15 protein-coding genes are annotated in these 21,699 nt (G+C 50.7%); 13 read left to right on the top strand and 2 right to left on the bottom strand.

Features of this window, described 5'->3' with window-relative positions:
• Positions 1 to 768, top strand: coding sequence for a DUF4249 family protein (locus tag K9N57_07210; protein MCF7803960.1), 768 nt, complete (start codon positions 1 to 3; stop codon positions 766 to 768).
• 49 nt (positions 769 to 817) lie between these two features.
• Here the strand turns inward: K9N57_07210 and K9N57_07205 are convergent, their stop codons facing one another.
• Positions 818 to 2,185, bottom strand: a complete 1,368-nt coding sequence (locus K9N57_07205) for an MFS transporter (GenBank protein MCF7803959.1) — start codon at positions 2,183 to 2,185, stop codon at positions 818 to 820.
• Positions 2,186 to 2,579: 394 nt separating this feature from the next.
• Here K9N57_07205 and K9N57_07200 point away from each other — a divergent pair, with 394 nt between their 5' ends.
• The 12 genes from K9N57_07200 (at position 2,580) to K9N57_07145 (ending at position 19,909) form a co-directional block, all read left to right on the top strand.
• Complete coding sequence (locus K9N57_07200; GenBank protein ID MCF7803958.1) at positions 2,580 to 3,221, top strand: TetR/AcrR family transcriptional regulator; 642 nt, start codon at positions 2,580 to 2,582, stop codon at positions 3,219 to 3,221.
• Entirely contained in the window at positions 3,218 to 5,575 is a 2,358-nt protein-coding gene (locus K9N57_07195; protein ID MCF7803957.1) for an MMPL family transporter, read from the top strand. The genes K9N57_07200 and K9N57_07195 overlap by 4 nt, the downstream gene beginning before the upstream one ends.
• A gap of 10 nt (positions 5,576 to 5,585) precedes the next feature.
• On the top strand, positions 5,586 to 6,374 hold the full coding sequence (locus K9N57_07190; GenBank protein MCF7803956.1) for an outer membrane lipoprotein-sorting protein: 789 nt from the start codon (positions 5,586 to 5,588) through the stop codon (positions 6,372 to 6,374).
• A gap of 120 nt (positions 6,375 to 6,494) precedes the next feature.
• Positions 6,495 to 7,706 (top strand): hypothetical protein, encoded by a 1,212-nt coding sequence (locus tag K9N57_07185; protein MCF7803955.1) that lies wholly within the window; start codon positions 6,495 to 6,497, stop codon positions 7,704 to 7,706.
• 365 nt (positions 7,707 to 8,071) lie between these two features.
• Positions 8,072 to 9,685 carry a 1-acyl-sn-glycerol-3-phosphate acyltransferase gene (locus tag K9N57_07180; GenBank protein MCF7803954.1) on the top strand — a complete coding sequence of 538 codons (1,614 nt, stop codon included), beginning with the start codon at positions 8,072 to 8,074 and terminating at the stop codon, positions 9,683 to 9,685.
• A gap of 137 nt (positions 9,686 to 9,822) precedes the next feature.
• Positions 9,823 to 11,628: a DegV family EDD domain-containing protein gene (locus tag K9N57_07175; protein ID MCF7803953.1), complete on the top strand. Its 1,806-nt coding sequence runs from the start codon at positions 9,823 to 9,825 to the stop codon at positions 11,626 to 11,628.
• A 308-nt stretch (positions 11,629 to 11,936) separates the two neighbouring features.
• Entirely contained in the window at positions 11,937 to 12,581 is a 645-nt protein-coding gene (plsY, locus tag K9N57_07170; GenBank protein ID MCF7803952.1) for a glycerol-3-phosphate 1-O-acyltransferase PlsY, read from the top strand.
• Positions 12,582 to 12,871: 290 nt separating this feature from the next.
• Positions 12,872 to 15,328, top strand: coding sequence for a primosomal protein N' (gene priA / locus K9N57_07165; protein ID MCF7803951.1), 2,457 nt, complete (start codon positions 12,872 to 12,874; stop codon positions 15,326 to 15,328).
• Positions 15,329 to 15,491: 163 nt separating this feature from the next.
• A complete protein-coding gene (locus K9N57_07160; GenBank protein ID MCF7803950.1) occupies positions 15,492 to 16,475 on the top strand; it encodes a hypothetical protein in 984 nt (327 codons plus the stop codon).
• The gene (locus K9N57_07155; protein ID MCF7803949.1) at positions 16,454 to 17,389 is read left to right on the top strand and encodes a hypothetical protein; all 936 of its coding nucleotides are present in this window, start codon (positions 16,454 to 16,456) and stop codon (positions 17,387 to 17,389) included. The genes K9N57_07160 and K9N57_07155 overlap by 22 nt, the downstream gene beginning before the upstream one ends.
• A 473-nt stretch (positions 17,390 to 17,862) precedes the next feature.
• Positions 17,863 to 18,813, top strand: a complete 951-nt coding sequence (locus K9N57_07150; GenBank protein ID MCF7803948.1) for a ParB/RepB/Spo0J family partition protein — start codon at positions 17,863 to 17,865, stop codon at positions 18,811 to 18,813.
• A gap of 121 nt (positions 18,814 to 18,934) precedes the next feature.
• Positions 18,935 to 19,909 carry a DUF3500 domain-containing protein gene (locus K9N57_07145; GenBank protein ID MCF7803947.1) on the top strand — a complete coding sequence of 325 codons (975 nt, stop codon included), beginning with the start codon at positions 18,935 to 18,937 and terminating at the stop codon, positions 19,907 to 19,909.
• Positions 19,910 to 20,260: 351 nt separating this feature from the next.
• On the opposite strand, the gene K9N57_07140 is transcribed toward K9N57_07145, so the two are convergent.
• Positions 20,261 to 21,661 (bottom strand): L-fucose/L-arabinose isomerase family protein, encoded by a 1,401-nt coding sequence (locus K9N57_07140; protein MCF7803946.1) that lies wholly within the window; start codon positions 21,659 to 21,661, stop codon positions 20,261 to 20,263.
• Positions 21,662 to 21,699: the final 38 nt, after the last annotated feature.

Raw genomic sequence — 21,699 nt, 5'->3', positions numbered from 1 at the left:
ATGGGCAATCAGTTGAAAAGGTTGAGTATGATGATGAGTCTTTTGGTGGTTGTCTGCAGTTGTGACGAGACGCCGGTACAGACCGGTGATATCTTCGTTGAAGATTCCCTGGTCGTTCATGCAATTCTTGACCCGGACCAAGATAGACAAAAAGTCGTCATTTCCAGGGTTTTGCCGCCGGAGGATTTTCAGGAAATTTACGTGAACGATGTGCAGGTAAAGATAAATAATTTCCCATTAGAGCACCGCGAAGTGGAGAGTAATCTACTCCACAGGCGGGGCTTTAACTACCAGGAAGACTATAATTATTATACGCGGCTCGAGGTCGAAAATGAAAACACCTATACACTCGTGGTAACACGGAATCGCGATACGCTGATTACCGGTCAAACCACCGTGCCGGAAATTCAGTCTATGGAATTTTCCCCGCCGAACCGAACTTTTCAATGGGTTGCGCCCGACGCACCGTTGTTCTATTTTTCCGCCTCGTCAAACAGAGGTATCTATGAAGAGAACCGTACCATATTGCACGACCGGACCCCGATGCTTAACCGAAACGATCTTGTGAGCGGACGGTACACCATCCCGGCTGATCAATACAGCGAAATTTCTAATTTTCGGTTTGCAGTGACGGCCGTAGACTCGAATTATTTCGAATACATCATTAACGAATCAACGCGTGCCGGGATCTCCGGCGGGCGGGGCGTGTTCGGCTCGCAAAGCCGGGAGGAGTATATATACACGCAGCGCGGACCGCGATCGCGATAACCTTTCGATTCAAAAATTATTTCCGATGATCCGGGAGCCTGAAGTTGGGTTAGGCTTCCGTATCCCGGCTGCCCCGGAAAATCCAGAATTGCCTGCCAAGTCCGACCCGTTTGGCCATCCCGGTCTGGATTAGCTGCACAACAACACCGATATCTTTGGCCTCCGGTTCGTCAATAGTTCGGGCAAACCGGGACATGGGCAACCGACCAAGAAAACTCAGAAGAAACGTGATATGAAACGGCGAGAAGACCCAGGCACCGATGTGGAATTCAATAAAGGCAAACCACGTCACGATGAATCCGCCCAGGAGCATCGCGCAAAAATTGAGCAGCCCGGTAATGCCTGAGACGACTGCCAGCGCCGAGGCCTTCTTTTCTCCCGGTAATCCGTAGAGGACAATGTTAAACAGGGTGATATTTAGTCCTGCCCAAAATGTGCCGGAGATAAACGCCTCGATCCAGAGAATCCACGACCACTCCGGCGCCATGAGCAACCAAATCAACGGAATTACCGACACGCCAGAGAGGCAAATTTGGAGGAGCGGTTTGTGGCCGACTCGGTCCAATAATTTTCCCCAAATCGGCTGTAGCAGGAACGGCAGTCCGGCGGTAATCGCCGCATACAGTGTTGCCTGACTGTAATTCCAGTGCAGGTTTTCGTAGAGATGAACGTAATAAAACGGCGCCGCCACGCCGGTAACGATGGTCCAAATTGCCAGAAAAGATAAAATCGATCGGAATTTGCGATTTTCCCGGATTTGCCTCCATATCAGGGATGGCGAAATCCGCTCTGATACCGTTTGCGGCACATCATCGATGAGAAGCGTAAACCGGAAGGAAAAGTATGCCAAAGCGATGCCGAAAAGGATGATCAGCGAATAGCCGAATCCTTCCATGCGGATGGTGCGAAAAAAATCGAGTGCCAATCCGGTGAGGACCAGCATGCCCATGCTGAGCAATCCGACATACATATTGCGCATTCCAAAAAATCTGCCGCGAAACCTTGTCGGTACGAGGTCCGACATCCAGGAAAGCCAGCTGTTGAGTCCGAGATTAAAGAAAAGAAGGGACACAACCGACAAAACGATAAACAGGGGAACCGGATCAAAATCGAACAACAGGAGGGCTGGAAGTGCTGCGACCAACATCCAGACCAACCGGGAGTATAGTGTGCCATACGAAGTCAGTTTCCTGCGACTACCGACTTTATCGATGAACCATGGAGCAAAAAACTGTACAATTTGCGTCAGGAACGGGAGGGAAATAATTATGCTGATTTCCAAGGGTGATGCGCCAAGGTACAGGGCAAATCCGGTTAATAAAACACCAGTCGAAATGGTATTAAAAGGCGCACTCAAAGCCCCTTCCCACAGCGAGTTTCGCAGCGATTGTTTGATATGAATAAAGCGTCGTTTCATTGCAATCGCAGTACGATACTCAGGTTGTGAACGGAAAGCAAGATTTTGTAACGACAGTGTAAGAGTGTTATGGTGTTCAAGTTAGAAAACCGTGTCAATGTGCTACTGTGTTCTCGCCGCTCCACGGAGGCGGAGAAGTGTTATGGTTAAAACTGTCAGGTGTCGAGTCTCCTCTGTCCTGCGTCCATTGTGACTTTCGTCTTGGTAGTACACGCTTTAGCGGGAGTTGTTGGTTGTGTTCATTTCAGTGTCTTCGGTGTTTTTCAGTGTTTAGTCATTATTCTTTGCATCTTTGCGGTATTTAATCTGCGGTCATCTGCTCAATCTGCGTCATCAGCGTGCTATTAGTTTTTTTTCTTGGCTCAACGTTCTTTTCTTTGTACCTTTTCGACCGATGAGTCGAAAACAAACCAATCAGTCGAATCCAAAACTGAAAGATCGCCGGGCGGAGGAACGGGATCAGCGGCGGCAGTCCATATTAGACGCGGCTCTGACTCTCTTTGCGAAGCAAGGGTACACGGAAACGAAACTCACGGAGATAGCCGAAGCCGCCCGGCTCGGTAAGGCGACACTGTACTACTATTTCCCGGAGAAGGAGACTATCTACTGGACGATCTACGAGGAGGAAACCATCAGGTATTACGAGAGGGTGTCGGACGCAATCCTATCCACTGAAGATCCAGCAGAAATTATTTCCCTCTATTTTCGTCAGTATATCAACTATGGATATGAAAACACGGATTTTTTAAAGATTATTTTTCCGCTGGGTAAGAGTTCTCCCATGGGTTCCGCCCGGCACAGGGAAATTGGCGAAAAGGTAGATGACCATCGTAAACCGATTGACGAACATCTCAACAGTGTGCTAGAAAAAAATCAGTCCCCGCTATCAGGTCCGGAGTTAACAGAGCTGATATGGACTATGCTATCCGGACTTAGCATAAAAATAATTCGAGGCGCTCAATATTCTGCAGTAGTGCTGGAAGCACAAATATTTATCGATTCACTCAACAGCATTATTCAGGGAGAGACGGCATGAAGCGGATTGCAGATCTGATAACAGAACACCCGTGGTGGTTTATTCTCATCAACGTGATTCTGACCGTATTTTTCACTTACCAACTGAAAAATATGCACATGGATCCGGATGTGACCAACGCACTGCCACAGGACATTCCTGCCAAGCGTCTCTACGATAAAATGGGCGAGATTTTTCCCTCCAAAGAATTTGTTTTCGTCGGCATCACCGGGGACAGTCTGTTTACACCGGAGAACATCCGCACTATTGCAGCGCTGACCGATTCCATCGATGCGTATCCAGAGGTCTACAATATCATTTCTCCGACCAATATCAGCCTGATCGAGGGCACACCCGACGGAATGAATGTCCGTGATATTCTTACGAAACTCCCGGAGACACCGCGGGAAGTAGAGCAATATAAACAGGATCTCTTCAACAGCGATTTGGCGCTGGGCAATATTATTTCCAAAGATGAACAAGCTGCCGGGATCATGATCTTCCTGAAAAATTCCATTGACCCGGATGACTTTGTCTCGGCATTCATTCCCACGGTCGAGCGGATGGATCAGCAGTCCGACCTGGACTACCTGCTTGCCGGGAAGCCAGTAGTGAACCACTACGTCAGCCTGGGTATGCAGCGGGACATGGCAGTCTTCTTTGGCGGCGGGCTGGCGGTGATTTTCGTCCTGCTCCTTATCGCTTTCCGAAGTATTCGTGGGATAATTCTTCCGCTCACGGTTGTGATTATGAGCGTGCTCTGGACTATGGGACTGATGACACTCTTCGGCATTCCCATGAGCCATTCCACGGAGATTCTGCCGATTTTACTTATGGCAATTGCGGTCGCGGACAGCATTCACTTGCTGTCTCACTATTCCCAGAACGCGTTGAAGATTTCTGATAAAAAACTACTAGCCAAATCAACATTTCTGGAGATGCAATCCCCGGTGATTATGACGTCACTCACCACCGCTGCCGGGTTTCTCGCGCTGAACACATCCGGGACCGAAAGCATCGGTATACTGGGCATTTTTACCTCCATTGGCGTTTTATTTGCCCTGCTGATCTCACTGACCTGGCTCCCGGCGTGGCTTTCCGTTGTCCCCGTACCGAAATGGATGCGCAAACGGGAAAAGTCTTTTGCTTCGCAGAAATTTGCTTCCTGGTGGGGCAACGCGCTCATCAAATTTGAGAAGGGATTTATTCCGTTTATCATCATTGTGGCGCTCGTCTCGGTCTGGGGTATGACCAAACTGCATCACGAATTTTCTTCCATCGAAAATTTCCCTGAAGAGCATCCTTTGCGGCAGGCGAACGATTTTGTCAACGAACACTTCGCCGGAACCACTGCATTTCAAATCATGATTGAAGGTGAGGAGGAAGGTGCAATCAAATCGCCGCGTCTCCTCAAGGGAATGCTGGAATTCCAGCGCTACGCAAAAACGCTGGATCATGTGGGCGATTCACAATCGCTGGCGGATTTTGTCGCTCGAATCAACAAAGTGCTCCACAGCGACAAAGAGGCATACAACCGCATTCCGGATCAGCAGGAAATCGTCACAGGGACTGAGTGGGTACAGCAAAACGGGGAGTGGATAGAGCGGGAGGTACAGGACACTGTTTCCGGACGTCATTTGGTGGCCCAGTACCTCCAGCTCTACGAGATGTCCGGCGAGCCGGAGGATTTTGCAAACCTGGTGGATTACGGTTATCAAAATGCCAAAGTCTCCGTGTTTATTAACACCGATAAGCAGTCCATTCTCCGGAAAATTGACAAGAAACTCTCAGCAAAACTCGATGAACTATTTCCAGAGACCACCGCGGAAATCACCGGCATGGCAAAAATCATCATTGTAGTGGATAACCTAATCGTCCGGGGACAGGTCTACAGTATCATCGTCTCGCTGCTGCTGGTCTGGCTGCTCACCAGTTTTATGTTCAAGTCCCCGGTGATTGGCGTTTTCTCCACGATTCCGCTCTTCTTTGCGCTCTTTTTAAATTTTGCGATCATGGGCTGGTTCAAAATTCCACTGAACCTGGAGACCATGGTCACCTCCAGCATCGCCATCGGGATCGGTATCGATTACGCCATCCACTTTATCCACCGGTACCGGATCAAACTCGGCGAAGGATTGGATTTTTATGAAGCGGTTCCGGCGACTATGCGCGAGTCCGGGGTGGCGATTATCATCAATTCCATAATCGTAGCGCTGGGATTTTCCATCATTGCGCTCTCGCAATTTGTCGCCATCGCGCACATGGGCATATTGATTACGCTGACCATGCTCACCAGCGCTTTTGGTGCCCTGACGATTCTGCCGGCATTTTTCATGATCGTTAAGCCGAAGTCCCTTATTCCAGAGAAGTCCTGAGGAGGAAAGTATGAAATATCTATCTTACGCAAGTACCGCACTCATCATGTTGTTCATCACATCGCTGGGATTTGCCCAGGAACCCACCGGATACGAAATCATGCAGGAAATGCTCAATCAATCCACCTGGGATGCCATGCAGGCCAAGGTGACGCTCACACTGAAAACCAGTCGCGGCGAAACCCGGGTGCGCACAATCGATTTCTACTCAAAGAATACCAGAGATGACGAAAGCCGGATGCTCATGCGGTTTACCCGGCCAGCCGATGTGGAGGGTACGGGCTTTCTGATGATCGAGCACGATAACGCCGAAGATGAGCGCTATCTCTATCTCCCGGCGCTGCGCCGCGTCAAGCGGATTGCCGCCAGCGGTTCCGGCGGGAATTTCATGTCGTCGGATTTCACTTATTACGACATCGGCGAGCCGGAGCTGGAGGACTGGACATACAAGCGCCTGGCAGATACGACTATCGCCGATCAAAAAACCTATGTCATTGAGAGCCTCCCGAAAACCGACCAGATCAGCGAGGATACCGGGTACGGGAAAATCATCCGGTACGTCCTGCAGGACAAACTGAACAATATAAAAACGGTGTATTTCGATGAGTCATTGCAGAAGAAAAAAATTCTCAATGTCAAAGAGTATACCGAAGTCAATGGGACGGATTTCGAATCGAACATGGTGATGCACGACGTGCAGATCGATCATACCAGCATTATGGAATTTGATGACATTCAGACGAATACCGGCATCCCGGATGATTTCTTTTCGCAGCGCTATTTACAACGGATGCGGTGAGGGCCTCCGGCGTCTACCCTTTCCCGACAGGGAGCCCTTCCGGGCCGACAAGATCAGCTCCGGCCGAAGTTCAAAAAATTACCAATCGCCCATGATTGCTAATTTTACCAGGAAAATACTATGAGAATCCACAAAATTACTCACCTGATATTTTCCGTTTTCATCATTTTGTTTTCTGGTGAAATCCACGCCCAAAACCTGAGCGGATATGTAAAATCATTTGGCTATGTCAATCCCAACGATTCCATCCGGTTTGATCGCGCCGGAGCACGGTTGCAGCTCCAGGTGGACGGTCGCCTGGGCATGAGTGCCGCTTATTTTGCTGCTATGGATTTTAATTACGACGCGGCAAAATCGGCGCATTCCCCGTTTGCTGGTCGCGGAAGTGGTCTCACCGTCTATCCCGTGGAGGCGTACGTGGATATCTTTACCGATCATGCTGACTTTCGCCTGGGACAGCAGTTCATCTTCTGGGGGACAGCGGACTGGGTGAATCCCACCGACAATATCAATCCCTGGGATTACGAGAATATTTCGTCGGAGATCGAGGACTATCGTATTCCTGTGGTAGCCGCCAGAGGCAACTTCTACCTGGGGCCGTTCAAAGTCCAAGCCGTCGGACTCCCGTTTTTCGAACCGGACAAAATGCCGGCGCCGACCGATTCGCTGATTACGCCGGAAAACCGGTTAAGCAATGCACAGTTCGGACTGAAACTCTCCTCGTACATCGGTACACTGGACTATTCCCTGAGTTACTTTCACGGGTACGAGCACTCTCCGACTATCCAGCATAACTTTGTGGGCGGACAACCAATTTTGTACGGCGAATACCTTCCCATCGATGTGTACGGCTTTGACTTCATCACCACCCGGGGCGCCTGGGCGATCAAGGGCGAATCCGCGTATTTCCGCACGGAAGATACCGACGGCACCAATCAGTTCGTGGATAATCCGTACCTCGAGTCGGTGGTTGGGGTGGACTACATTCCGACGGACAAACTCTCCCTCACTGGGCAATTAGTGCACAATTACACATTCCAGTATGACAAGGATGTTGAGCAACTCAACCCACAAGGCGCTCCGCCGCAACAGACTTTTTCCACCGCCATCCGCGCCCAGTGGGAGGTGATGAAATTCGTCTCTTACCAGCTCATTGGCGTGTACAATTTCGAAGATGGAGATTCCTTTACGCTCACTTTCTTGAACTGGGATATGGCGGACGGTGTCGGAGTGACCTTCGGCGGGCTCCTCTTACAGGGCCCGGCAAATTCACCTTTCGGCAGATCAGCGAAACAGGATCAGATCTTTGCGGAGATTAAAGTATCGTTTTGACAGCTGTGTTAAAGTGTTTGAGTGTTCAGGTGTTCGAGTTAAAAACCGTGTTATGGTTAAAATCGTCATGCGTCAAGTCTCTTCTGTCCTGCTTCTATTGTGACTTTCGTGTTGGTAGTACCCGCTTTAGCGGGAGTTGTTGGTTGTATTCATTTCAGTGTCTTCGGTGTTTTTCAGTGTTTCGTCTGTCAATCTTTGCAGCTTTGCGGTATTTAATCTGCAGTCATCTGCTCAATCTGCTCCGGGAGGAGCACCTACTGGGGCGTATTATTTCTATACCCTTTTCTTTTGCGTTTCACAGGCTTTTTCTCTACAATTTCACCGGACGAGAAATCATCTGTTATAACCCCTGACGATCGGACAGTATGGGCACAGCGATATCAATCACCTTTTCGCTAATTCAGTGGATCGCCTTTTTTCTGCTGATCATCGTGACCTACGAGCTGCTCCGCTGGGGCGTAGTCTCCTTCTTCAAGCGCCGGTTCATGCGATCGGTCACGAGTTTTCTGCGGAAACACGGAGTCCGATTCGATCAGTATAAACTCACTAATAAACTCATCATTAAAGATCAGTTGCTCCACGACCGGGAAGTCAGCACAGAAATCCTGGAGGAATCCCGGAAAAAGGATATCCCGTACGAGGAAGCCCGGGAAATCGCCGAACAGTATATTGACGAAATCGTGCCGACCTTCAATCTGCTTTCGTATTACAAGTTTGGCTATAGTATCGCCAACTTTCTCCTGAAATTTCTGTATGAAGTCGTCATCGATGAGGAGGCCAAGGACGAAATCAAGGAGCTCTCCGAGGATTCCCTGGTTATCTATGTGATGAACCACCGGAGTAACATCGATTACATCGTGGTGGCGTTCATGCTGATGGAAAACATTTCGGTGAGCTATGCCGTCGGTGAGTGGGCCCGGGTATTCCCGCTGGAATACATTTTCAAGTCATTCGGGGCCTACTTTATCCGCAGAAATTATCGGGATCCACTCTACCATATCATCTTGCGAAAATATGTACAGCTTATCAGCCGGAATAAGGTGACCCAGGGGATCTTTCTGGAAGGTGGTCTGTCCAGAGATGGGAGATTCCGCCCCCCCAAAACCGGTTTGCTTGACTATATTCTGAATGAGACCGCAAACGAGTCCGACGCGGAAAATGTGGTGTTCGTCCCGGTAGGTATTAATTACGACTGGATCCTGGAGGATAAGACTCTGATCAGCGAGTGGAAAGAGGGCAAGCAAACCATGACAATGGGCGATCACCTGATGTCGCTCATCCGGATTCTGATCAAATCGCCCTACCTGATAATCGTGAATTCCTTCCGCGCTATCACCGGCCGACTGAAGGAACACGGATACGCCAGCATCAAGTTCGGCTCCCCGGTGAAACTCAATGATCTATTGAATGTACCGGAATTCGAGGCGCGGAATGAATATGCGGAGCGCCGCCGCATGTTAAAGGATGTTGCGAATCGCCTGTTGGACAAAATCAGTGGGGTGGTACCGGTTACACCGGTTGCGGTAGTATCCAAAACGCTGCTACAGGTTGAGGGTACGGCTATTTCCAAGCAGGAATGCATCGAATTGCTGAACACCAACTTGGAGCACCTGGAAGCAAAGGGAGCTCAGCTCATCATGGGGGAAGATTACGAACACCAGATCAAGAGTCAGCACCGCCTGGAAACGGAAAAATGGTTCCGGAAGCGGGAATTGGTGCAGTTTGAGGAGGATCTGCTTCGCGGGGATGTTGCGGAAAAGACACTCCAGCTGGCGGTTGAGCTGTTGACCCGGCGGAATATTATCAAGGTGAATCAAGAGAAAATTCTCATCGTTCCGGAGAAACGACCGTTTCTGGAATATTATGCCAATACAATCCGGCATTATTTTACTCAGGATATCCCGGGGCAAAATGCGGATCAGCCTGAAGAAAAAACGGGACAAAATCTGACCACAAACGCCCCGGGGAAACCCACATAGATTTACCCGGTCTTCTTTTGTAAAAACCTACGGCGAACAGCCGCAACGGAGGGGGATTTCATCCAAATCCACTTGACATTATATACCCCCGTCTTTAATCTTTTAAGATTTGTAATGTAGGGGAGAAACCTAACGGTATGCAGATACGGTATTTAAACGGTATACGGCTGAAGCGTGCAATCATTGCCGGCTCCAATAGTGTGATCAGTAATCGGGAATATTTGAACAAAATTAACGTATTTCCGGTGGCGGACAGTGACACCGGCACCAATATGGCCAGCACACTCCAAAACATGATGAACGGACTGGTCACCTGTATGGATCATTCCGTGGATAAAATCAGTCGGGTGGCAGCCGATGCCGCGTTGATGGGTGCCCGGGGCAACAGTGGAGCAATCCTGGCGCAGTTTCTCCACGGTTTGGCCGAAGAATTCTCCGATAATATCACCGTCAGCACAAAGTCGTTTGGCGCCGCAGTCAGTAACGCCGTTGATTATGCATACGATGCTATTTCCAATCCCAGAGAGGGGACGATTCTGACGGTCATTCGGGAGTGGGCGCACCATGTCCATGAAAAAGCCCAGCACACCGACGATTTTGTGGAGGTCCTCCGGGAATCCATTGGCGCAGCCAAGGATTCCCTTTCCCATACACCCGATCATCTGCATGTACTGAAGCAGGCTGGCGTGGTCGATGCCGGCGCCCGGGGCTTCGTAGATTTGCTGGAAGGCATGGCGAATTTTATTAAGCGCGGAAAAATCCGTGAACTCAAGCAGCTCCAGGTGGAGATTCAGGAGACCGGGCCGAACATTACTGATGAAATGGGAGAGATAGCATTTCAGTTCTGTACCGAATGCATTATTGAAGGGACTGACATCGACCACAAGGATTTGCGATCCGCGCTGTCCGATATGGGGGATTCGCTGATTATCGCCGGTTCAAGAACAAAGACGAAAGTCCATGTCCACACGAACGATCCCAGACAGGTCTTCCGCATTGCGGAAAAGTGGGGGAAAATCACCGGAGAAAAAGCCGACGATATGCGGGATCAGTTCCGTTCGGCCCACACCAAACATGGTGATATAGCGCTTGTTGTGGATACCGCATGCGATATGCCCAGAGATTTAGTGGAACGGTTTAACATTCAAATGGTACCGCTTCGTGTTCTTTTCGGTGATAAAACGTATGTGGATAAACTCTCACTCACACCGGATGATTTCTACCAGATGATGCGGAATAATCCGGATACCCATCCCTCGACTTCCCAGCCGACCCCGGCCGATTTCCTGAACAAATTCGAGTTTCTTAGCTCACATTATGACAACGTGTTGTGCTTGAGCCTGTCCGGCGGACTGAGCGGAACCTATCAGTCCGCGATGACGGCAGTCCGGAACGGCGAATTCGACGCCAATATCGAGATCATCGATACCAAAAACCTGACAGTCGGAGCTGCACTCATTGTCCGAAAAGTCGCCGAGGCTATTGAGGATGGGGCATCCATCGAGGAAGCTACATCTCTGGCAAAATCCCTGGTACCGCGGACGAAACTGCTGGTGGCTGTGCCATCTCTGGAATCGTTAATCCGTGGCGGCCGGGTGAGCAAGATGAAAGGCCTGATCGCCAATCTGCTGAACCTGAAGCCGGTGATTAGAATTGATGAAGACGGCAAAGCGGAGCAGTTTGGCACGGTATTCGGCGTGGAAGGCGGTAAGAAGAAGATTTTTAAACTTCTGCAGGAACGGCTCGACTCCTCCGTCCCTCTCGATTTTGCCATCGCCCATGTAGATGCCATGGATGATGCAAAATCCTTCGCGGAACGGATCGAAAATGAATTTACCCTGAACCACGATATCTTCATCCAGGATGCGTCGCCGGTATTGGCTGCTCACGCCGGATTCGGGGTAGTAGCTATTGCCTACATTGAACCTGCTGGAGCAGAGTGAGTTTGTTGTCCCAAGCGGATCCTATGTATATTAATCTTATGCAGGTTTTGGAATAGGGGAGACAGCAAAAGCAAAAGAGAGAGATGTGTTGTCGCAGACACAACTCACCCACTTGTTCTCCCTCTCTTCTAAAGAGAGGGAGAGACGCAGCTATACGTTGGTTACCCAGTTCTCCCTTCCTCTTCCGAAGAGGAAGGGAGCCAGAGGGATGGAGTTGTGTAATTGAAGATGAAATAATAAAAACCCAACAATTTCCAGTAACGGGTGAACTCAAACCAATTCGTTAATTTATAGTTGAATAGCAAATCATGATACAAATCGTCCTTATAATCGTTCTGAGCTATCTGGTCGGCTCCATTCCCACCAGTATCATCGTGGGAAAAGTCGTATTCGGCAAGGATGTCCGGAATTACGGCTCCGGAAACGCCGGCGGGACCAACGCCTGGCGGACCTTCGGATGGAAGGCGGGCCTGTTCGTGATGCTGGCTGACCTGGGAAAAGGCGTTGTAGCCACGCTTTTTGTTTCTCAGTTGCCGGCACCGGATCTGTTCTCATACGAAGCCATCCAGTTGATGGCCGGGTGCGCCGCCGTCATCGGGCACATCTGGACGATCTTCGCCCGTTTCAACGGTGGCAAAGGCGTAGGCACGGCGGCAGGTATGCTGTTGGCGCTCTATCCAGTCGCAACGCTCATCTGTATCGGCGTCTTTGGAATTGTTATCATGCTCTCCGGCTACGTTTCCTTAGGCTCCCTTTCTGCAGCGTTGGCATTGCCCATCGTCCTCTGGATTATGGACGCCACCGGCTGGCGGCTGGTGAGTCCGACGCTCTTTTACTTTTCAATCCCTGTAGTCATCCTGATTTATTTTACCCACCGGGCAAACATTAAACGTCTGATCAAGGGGACCGAAAACCGGTTTGAGAAAATCCGTCTCTTTTCAGAAAATAAATAGCACGCAGATGATGCAGAAACAACGGATTAACACAGATTAGCAACAAATAATATAAACAAATAATTTAGCCGCGAAGCCACGCGAAAAACCGCGAATAAAGAAAAAACCAACTAATATAATAATTGTTTCAAATTCGTTTTATTAGCGGTCATTCGCACCTCTTCGTGGCTTTCTGGCGTTTGGTCGTTTTTTAATCAGCGGTTATTTGGTGTTTCTGCATCATCTGCGTGCTATTTGTAATATCGTTTCCGGCTTGTTTTCAATCCATCCATCGCCTAATTTGATTTTCCATGAGTAACGAAACTATCGTAAATATTGCGTTTCCCATCGGTACGCATCAGACGTTCAGCTATCTGGTGCCCGACCAATATTCCCGGCAGATTGAGATCGGCTCACGGGTCATTGCGCCGCTGGGCCGGCGGAAATCCCAGGGATATATCGTCGAGATCGATCCGGAGATCGGGGAGAATATCCGCAAAAAGCTGAAGCCAATAATCAAAATTATCGACGATGAACCGCTCTTTACCGAGGAGTTGGTCAAACTCCTGAAATGGATCAGCACTTACTATCTTACACCGTTCGGGAAGGTGTTGCACACCGCACTACCCTCGGAAATACAGGTGCGGAAGTCGGTAACTTATAAACGATTGATATCCGATGAAAAGCTGGAGAGTAACGGAGATTTCCCCGGTCTGCTCAACATTCCCAGGGAACAGGATGTCCGGGAATCCACGTTTTTGGAGCAAACTGATCTCACTCAGGGGGAACTCCGGACCCTGTTGGAGGAAGAATATATTGTCAGGGAAATTCAGTACCAGCCGCCGGCGGGGCGAAAAGTCCAGACCGTCAAGCTGGAACGCACTGTCCGTGACAACTTCGATGCCTTTCTGGACGATCTGGATGGCCGGGCTGTCGCACAGAAGCGTCTACTCAAGGAGCTTCGAAATCATACTGACTGGCTTCCGGCAGCGCAGGCGGTGCAGCTGGCGGATACCGGGTATAGCAGTCTCCGAAGCCTGGAAGAGAAATCGTTAGTCCAGGTGCAGGAAAAGCCGGTAGTACAGGATCCACTGCAGGTCTACGGCGAGCCAATCAAGAAAGAGGTAAAATATACCACGGACCAGCAGGCGGCTATCGATGCTGTGTTGGAGGGAGTCGGTTCAGAGGAATTTCATCCATACCTGTTATATGGCGTCACCGGCAGTGGAAAGACTGAGATCTATCTTCGGGCGGCGGATGAAGTCCTGGAAAAAGGACAACAGGTGATAATGTTGGTGCCCGAAATTGCCTTAACTCCGCAAACGGCCAGACGTTTTCGTGGCCATTTCGGCGAGCGGGTCACATTGTGGCACAGCAATATGAGCGCCGGCGAGCGCGCCTATACCTGGCGGAAAATCGCCGCCGGGGATTACGGCGTCATCGTTGGCGCCCGGAGCGCCATCTTTGCCCCTGTAAAAAATCTCGGCCTCATTATTATCGACGAGGAGCAGGAGAATTCGTACAAGCAGTCTGACCCCGATCCTCGATATCACGCCAGAGATGCCGCTATGGTACGCGCCAGGAATAACGATGCGGTTGTAATCCTTGGCACGGCCACACCGAGTCTGGAGTCCTACTTTAACGCTGTGCAGAATAAATATACCATGCTGGAATTGCCGGAGAGGCATACGGACGCCGTGCCCCCGTCCATTCGGTTAGTGGACATGAAGAAGGAGCGGGAGGAGACCGCAGAGTACCCATACTTTCTGAGTGTTGATTTAGTGGAAGGAATCGAGGCGCGGCTAAAGAGGGAAGAACAGATCATTTTATTGCAGAACCGCAGGGGGTTTGCACCAATCCTCCAGTGCATGGATTGCGGCTGGCATGCCGAGTGCCCCAAGTGCGACATCTCCATGACCTATCACAAAACCGGGAATTATCTGCTGTGTCATTATTGTGATGCAGAGATGGCGCCGCTGATTCAGTGCCCCGATTGTATGGGCGACAAGCTTCAATACACCGGCATGGGCACCCAGCGGGCAGAGGAGCTGCTGGATGAACGCTTTCCGGATGCCCGGATTGTCCGGATGGATGCGGATTCCACGACTCAATCCGGCTCCCACCGAAAGATCCTGGATGCATTCGATCAGCATGAGTACGACATCCTGCTGGGCACCCAGATGATTGCCAAGGGACTGGACTTCCCGAACGTGACGCTGGTCGGCGTGCTGAACGCAGATACCGGTCTCTTCTTCCCGGATTTCCGGGCGCAGGAACGAACGTTCCAGCTGCTGGCGCAGGTGAGCGGTCGCAGCGGTCGCGCCGAGAAGCCGGGAGAGGTGATAATCCAGACCTCGGCCATTGATGATTATGCCATCAAGTGCGCCACACAGAATGAATTCGGACAGTTCTATAATCGCACATTATCAGATCGAAATGAGCTGGATTACCCGCCGTTCAGCCGGCTGGCGAATATCACCGTCCGCGGTCCGCGTCGGGACCGGGTGGAAGAACTGGCAGCGAAGATTGGGCATAACCTCTTTTCCGGGAAGGGAAAAATGCAGGTTCTCGGCCCGGCGCCGGCGCCCATGGAGCGCATCCGGGGGAACTATCACTGGCGGCTGACCATTAAATCCCGCAAAGAGGAGGATCCCACGGGATCGAAGCTACGGCAACTATTGCGGACTGCGCTGTTGCCAATGAAGGAATATCCGAGTTCAGGGAACTATCGCATTAACCTGGATATTGATCCCGGGGATATGTTGTGAAAAAAACCGGTACAAGGGTATAAGGGTAGTGTCATTTCATAATCTTAATCGGTTTTATTAATGCAGAAAGAAAAATGGCTCTCTTGTATTATAAGAAACTCGTTTTTGCGTCTAGGCGTTAAACATAAAAACTGAAATGCTACGGGGAACTACACCTTCAATAGTGAAACCAAGACGAATCATATTAATCCTGCTCCTCATGGTGCTTCCACTGTTATGGAGTGTACCGGCTGGGGCCCAGTCACTGGATTCTCTCAAAAAGGATTGGGGGGCTATCTACTTTGCGCCGGACGAGAGAAGGCATGCCGAATCATCGGCGGAGAAGGTGGCGCTGAGTCTGGAACGGATCGACCAGATATTGGGACTGGACGTGCGAAAGCCGTTTGAGGTGGTTATCGCGCCGACGGATGCCGTATATAAGAAATACGCCGGCAACCTCCCGAAGTGGTCGGCGGGTGCCACCACCTATCCCAGTGGACGAATCGTGCTGAAATCCCCATCGCTGGGACGTACCAGCATCTGGGATTACGACGCCACGCTTCAGCACGAGGTGGCGCATGTCATCATTGGACAGCATATTAATCCCAATCGACTGCCGCGGTGGCTGAACGAAGGCCTGGCCATGAGCGTGGCGAATCAGCATTCTATCAGGGATATGTATACCCTGGCACAGGCGGCCATCCGGGATGCGCTGATTCCCCTGGATCAGATCGAAGGGATGTTGGGTTTTCACTCGCAGAAGGCATCGCTGGCATATATTCAATCGTACGACGCCGTCCAGTTTATCCGGCAGGAATTTCCTCCGAACACCCTCCCGCGGGTATTTGACTTCATGCAAGAAAACCCGGAACTTTCGTGGGCACGAGCGTTTGAGGAAATCGCGGGCGTGTCGCAATTCTATTTCGAGTGGCATTGGAGAAAACAGGTAAAAGGTAATTATAACTGGTTAACCGTGCTCAGTTCTGATACAGTTTTCTGGCTGATATTCCCGGCGTTGGCGCTGCTGGCGTACCTGGCCGTCCGCTGGCGGAACCGGCGAAAAATGCAGCAATGGGAGCAGGAGGAGGACGAACTCGACTCCAAATCGGACTGGGATTACGAATACTTACCGGACGAGGATGATAAATGGCGCGGCGATATTCACTGACATTTTTGCTGACAATTCTACTGATACTTCCGCTTATTTCCATAGAAGCGAACACCGGATATCACGCGCTCCGGCAGCCGCTCTATGCCCGTGCCGTGGGGATGAACGGTGCGTTTACCGGCCAGGCCGGCGACGCCTCGGCGGTTAACTGGAATCCCGCAGGACTGTTTTCCATAGATGGACTGAGTGGCCAGATCTCTTATCAAAAGCACCTGGTGGACGTGAACGCCACTGAACTGCTGTCAGCCTTTCCGGTTTGGAAGGGTGGATTAGCCGTGGGGCTGTACTATTGGGATTACGGTAACTTTGACCAGCGAAACAGTCAGGGGGCAATCATCGGCGATCCGGTCTCCGCATATGAAGGCTGGCTGAGCGCCGGGTACGGCATGGAAATTTCCAAAGATATCAGCATCGGCGCTTCCGTACAGCTGTTTCAGCGTGACTACGCCGATAATCGAAGTACAGTCCTTTTTTACAGCGCAGGAGTGCAGCGATATTTCCCACAGCAGGATTTGCGAATCGGGTTTGCATTGTCCCGGTGGGGACGAGTGTTAGATTCCTGGCTGGAATCTCCCGAACCATATCCCAACCAGATTATGGCGGGACTCACCAAACAGCTGGCACATTTGCCGCTACAACTTTTTATGGATGGCGAGTACGATATTCATACTGAAGGATTTCGCGGAAAGGTCGGTGGTGAGTTCACTATCACCGAGAGCGAAAACCTGTTTCTCAGATTTGGGTTGACCACCGATCGTTTCGACCAACAGACGGAAGTTGTCGGCGCTGATTTCTTCGCCGGCACCTCCTTCGGATTCGGTGTGCGCGTCAGCCCAATCCAGATTGACTACGGCACCCAAACCTTCGGCGGCGCCGGGATGATTCACTCGGTGACGGTGCGGTGGGGAATGTAACGACAGTGCTGTAGTGTTCGGGTGTTAATGTGTGCAGGTAACGACTTGTAACGGTGCTATTGTGTTATCGTTAAAAACGTCACAAGTCGAGTGTCCTCAATTTTCTATTTAAGACTGTAAATGTTGGAAATTTATGTCTCCTTTCGGGGCTCTTAATCGCTAATATCGTCTTGGAGTGAGATTCCAAGGCTCCTCTTGGTAGTTTCGCAATCTTATTGCGAGACGATAATAATCCTGCCGAACAGGCTATACGGGATATTCGATTTCAGAAGAAATAAGTGGGAGGAGTTACCTTGGTAACTTCGAGATTCGTAACCTCCTTTCTTATAACTGATCCCAAATTTCCTGTCGCGAATTGCAGTCGTTCTGTCATTGACGGGATTTTCGAATCGCGACTAAAGTTGCGACTACCAACAGGTTGTTTATTATATTCAAATATCGGGCACTCTGAAATTTTAACTGATGAAAATACCATGAAATCCAAACACATTTCAATTAGTGAAATCGCTCTCTCCGACGAGACCTATCATTATCACTATCACGAATACGACAAAAATCCGTTCAGGCGATCCGTTCAGGCGCACGGGATTCTGACGCCGTGTCTGCTGGAGGAATCGGAAGACGCTTATCGAATTGTGCACGGATTCCGGCGTATCGAATTGGCGAATGAACAGGATATCGGAGAAATCCCTGCGCTGATCTCCGAGAAGTCACCGCTGGAAAACCTCAAGTGGAGCCTTATCGAAAACAGAGTGCAGGGAGAATTTAACCTGTATGAGCAGTCCCGGGTGATTCAGGTCGCGCATAATCTTGGCGCCGGTGTGTCGGAAATAACCGCTGATATACTCCCGATTTTGGGGCTGCACGCACACAAAAATGTCTACGATGAGTACCGAGGATTTATCCGGCTACCGCAGCCATTGATTGAATTTTTCGTCTCAAAAGATACGCCGGTCAGTCGGACGCAGGTGTTTCAGAAATTGTCAGACGAGGGACAGGAAATCGCAGTGGAGTTATTGGAGCAGTTCAGTCCCGGAATCAACGTGCTGGATGAGCTGCTGACCAATCTCTACGAGATCAGCCACCGGACGGAAAAACCGGTGGCGGAGATCTATGAAGAGCTGGACGTGGAAACCATCCTGGAAGAGGCAGGCCAGCCGCACATCGCGCTGGGCGAAATCCGTCAGCGGTTGCAGGAATATCGGTATCCGGTGCTCAGTGAGACGAATGGCGAAATCGAAAAATTAACCGCGCAGCTGGAATTGGGCGATCGTGTTAACGTCAACTGGGATAAACGGCTGGAGAACCGGGGCATCAACGTGTCGTTTCACTGGGAAAAGGTGAAAGAGATAGAGCGGTCCGTAGCACGGTTATCGGATGAGGAGACCTTGCGGTTGTTTGGGAGGGTTTTTAAGAAGGTGTAGAGAGATTTTGAGTTTGAGGGCGATTCGAAAAGGGTGTGCTATGAAATTCAATACACAGAAATACTTGTTATTGATAACAGAATTTACACTAATAATAGGAATCATATTTACAGGAAACTCAATGATACATTCACAGGTAACCTCCGATAATTTTATGGAATCAGTCCGAGATTTTTACGGAGCGCTCGGTTCAGAGAAGCAATCCGACGTACGGTTACCCTTTGATTCCAACGAGCGCGTGGAGTGGGATTATTTCCCGGGTTCACGGCCAGGATTATCGCTGGGAGAACTGACCGAACGACAGGAACAGGCCGGATTCGCCGCCCTCGACCAGGTGATGAGTAACCGAGGTTTCGAGAAAGTCAAAGGTGTAATCACGCTGGAGGGGATACTCAGAAATCTGGAAGGGAGAGGGCCGTCTGATACTTATCGGGATCCGGAACGGTACTACTTTACCCTGTTCGGCGATCCGGCCACGGGAAATCCACTGGGATTCCGTCTGGAAGGACATCACCTCTCGGTGAATATTACCAATTTACCGGGCGATACGATCCTGACGTTGCCGATGTTTTTCGGCGCGAATCCTGCGACGGTTCCATCTGGTGAACACGAGGGAATGCGCCTGCTCTCCGGCGAGGAGGAGCGAGCCAGAGAGTTGGTTCAGTCGTTGTCATCCAAGCGAAAGAAAAGAGCGATATATTCCTCGCGGCCGCCGTGGGATCTGCTGACGGGACGACAACCCAGGGCATCTTTGGAAAAATTTGAAGGCATTCCCGCATCGGAATTGTCCGGAAAACAACAGGATCTACTGGTGGATGTCATCAGGGAATATGCATCGAGTTTTCGGGAAGATATGGCTGAAGACATCTCTGATATATTCACGGCCAGCGGACTGGACTCCCTCTACTTCGGCTGGGCTGGGGGAATAAACCCAGGAGAGCCACATTACTACCGGATTCACAGTCCGGCCATGTTAATCGAGTACGCCAATACCCAGGATAACGCCAACCACGTACATACCGTCATCCGGGATATTGCGAACGATTTCGGCCGGGATCTCCTGAGAGAGCATTACAAAAATGATCACACAGAATAATTGGATTGGCTGAATCTCACAATGGGCTCTTTGTATCAGGACCACTCCCAGAAGAATGCTGATGAGTAATGTCGGACAAGCGTTTCTCTCGATCAGGAAAGACCCTTTCGGGGTCAGCGACCCCGAAAGGGTCGAATAGATCCTTCCGTCACAGGTTACTCTTGCTCTCCGCGGCTATGCGTTCGAGGCTAGTCAGGATCTTTACAACTCTGTGCCCGACAGGCGGATGTGCTTTAGGAAGTGCAGAGATGGAAAATTCCCGGATTATTCAGATTAATAAAAAACGCGATGCGCAATTTGGAAAAGTAACCCAATTACGCACCGCGCTGAAGTGTGCAGATTTATCTTTGCTCAGACTTCCACGTAATCCACATCCAGAATCTTACACCACATCTGCCATCTGCGGCGCTGGTCACCCAGCAACAGACATTGGTGATGGGTACCGCCGTTTTCCAGCCAGCCGTCCAGACAGGCGCGGACGCCGGAATTCGGCTTAAAGTGGAAGTACGGCATCTCCACAGTGGGCAACACTTCGGTGTCCATGATTTCGCCCTGGGAAACGACCAGACGATATTCTTCGCCCTGGATATAAACCAGCGTAGCTAACGTTGCCGGGCCGGGCTGTCCGCGGAACAGCACAGTCGGCGGATTGTCCAGCGCGCCGATGCCCAATGGACGGTCGATGAGCTGCACCGGTTCGTCCGTCCGGGCGATCTTCCAGTTCCCTTCGCCCATATGGCTCTGTAGCGCGGTATCTTTTTCGAAGTCCATGGCGTACATCTCGGTGAAGTGAGCGTCGCCGGCGAGACTGTGTCCCGCAGCCGTCAGTGCGACGGTATTCATGTCGCCCTCGGCGGCGTAACCGTAGCCGTCGGCCATCAGATTCGAGGCGGCCAGCATGTGAATCTGATCGAACCGGCCGTCGTTGCCTGGCGCGTCAAAGTAGATGCTGAATCCTTCATATCTGTTTTCCTCGAGGAATTTCCGGATACCGACCTCAAAGCGTGCGGCGTATTCGTGCTGCTTGTCGGTAATATCCGAGTCGACCTCAAAGTTTTCGTGATCCTTTGCGATGGATGCCTGCACCTCTTCATCGGTGGCGGATTCCATCTTTTCGTGAATCAGGCCGATGCCGCGGATATCTACTTGCGGGCCGAGTTTCCGCATCATGGCGGCGGGATCGGCGAGGATATCGCCCATACCTGGCATCTGTTCGACCATCAGCAGGTGCATCCGTTTCATCCGGCTGGCCGTCTGCGCCGCATGAGCCCAATCGTCCACAAAATCTTTGAACCGATCCGATTTCCAGTCATCGGAAATCACGGTGGCCGGCTTGCCGGTAGTACGGAGAATCATGTTGGCCATGTCCTGTGCGCCGTGGACGCCCTGGTTGTAGGTGAGGTCATCCATATTCCAGTCGTCGGTCACCCTGGGCACCGGCTGAATATTGGCCAGCATGAGCGGGAGCTGATTTTGCTGAAGCGCCCGGACAGTCCGGAGCCCCGGGCCGTAAGTCAGCATCACAATCATTATACCGTCGAGCCCCTTGGCGTTGAATCCGCCGACGACTTCCTCGATGTCTGCACGGTTTCTGGCCGCCTTCGGAAAATCGATCTCCACAACATCGGATAACTGATCAATCACTTCTCTGGCATACGCTTCCTGGTGCTCTGTAATATTCGGAAGCGTATCGTCGTATAACTCCTGCATAATTCCGAGCAGGCCGATTTTTGGTTTCGCAATTTGTGGCATTGTTATGGTCCTTCCGTTAGGATTAATATCGCTGTGCT

Source organism: Candidatus Neomarinimicrobiota bacterium (genome assembly GCA_021734025.1).
In the GTDB taxonomy this organism is placed as follows: Bacteria; Fidelibacterota; JAANXI01; order JAANXI01; family JAANXI01; genus JAANXI01.
Note: the sequence above shows the minus strand (reverse complement) of the source record. Positions and strands in the feature narration are given on the sequence as shown.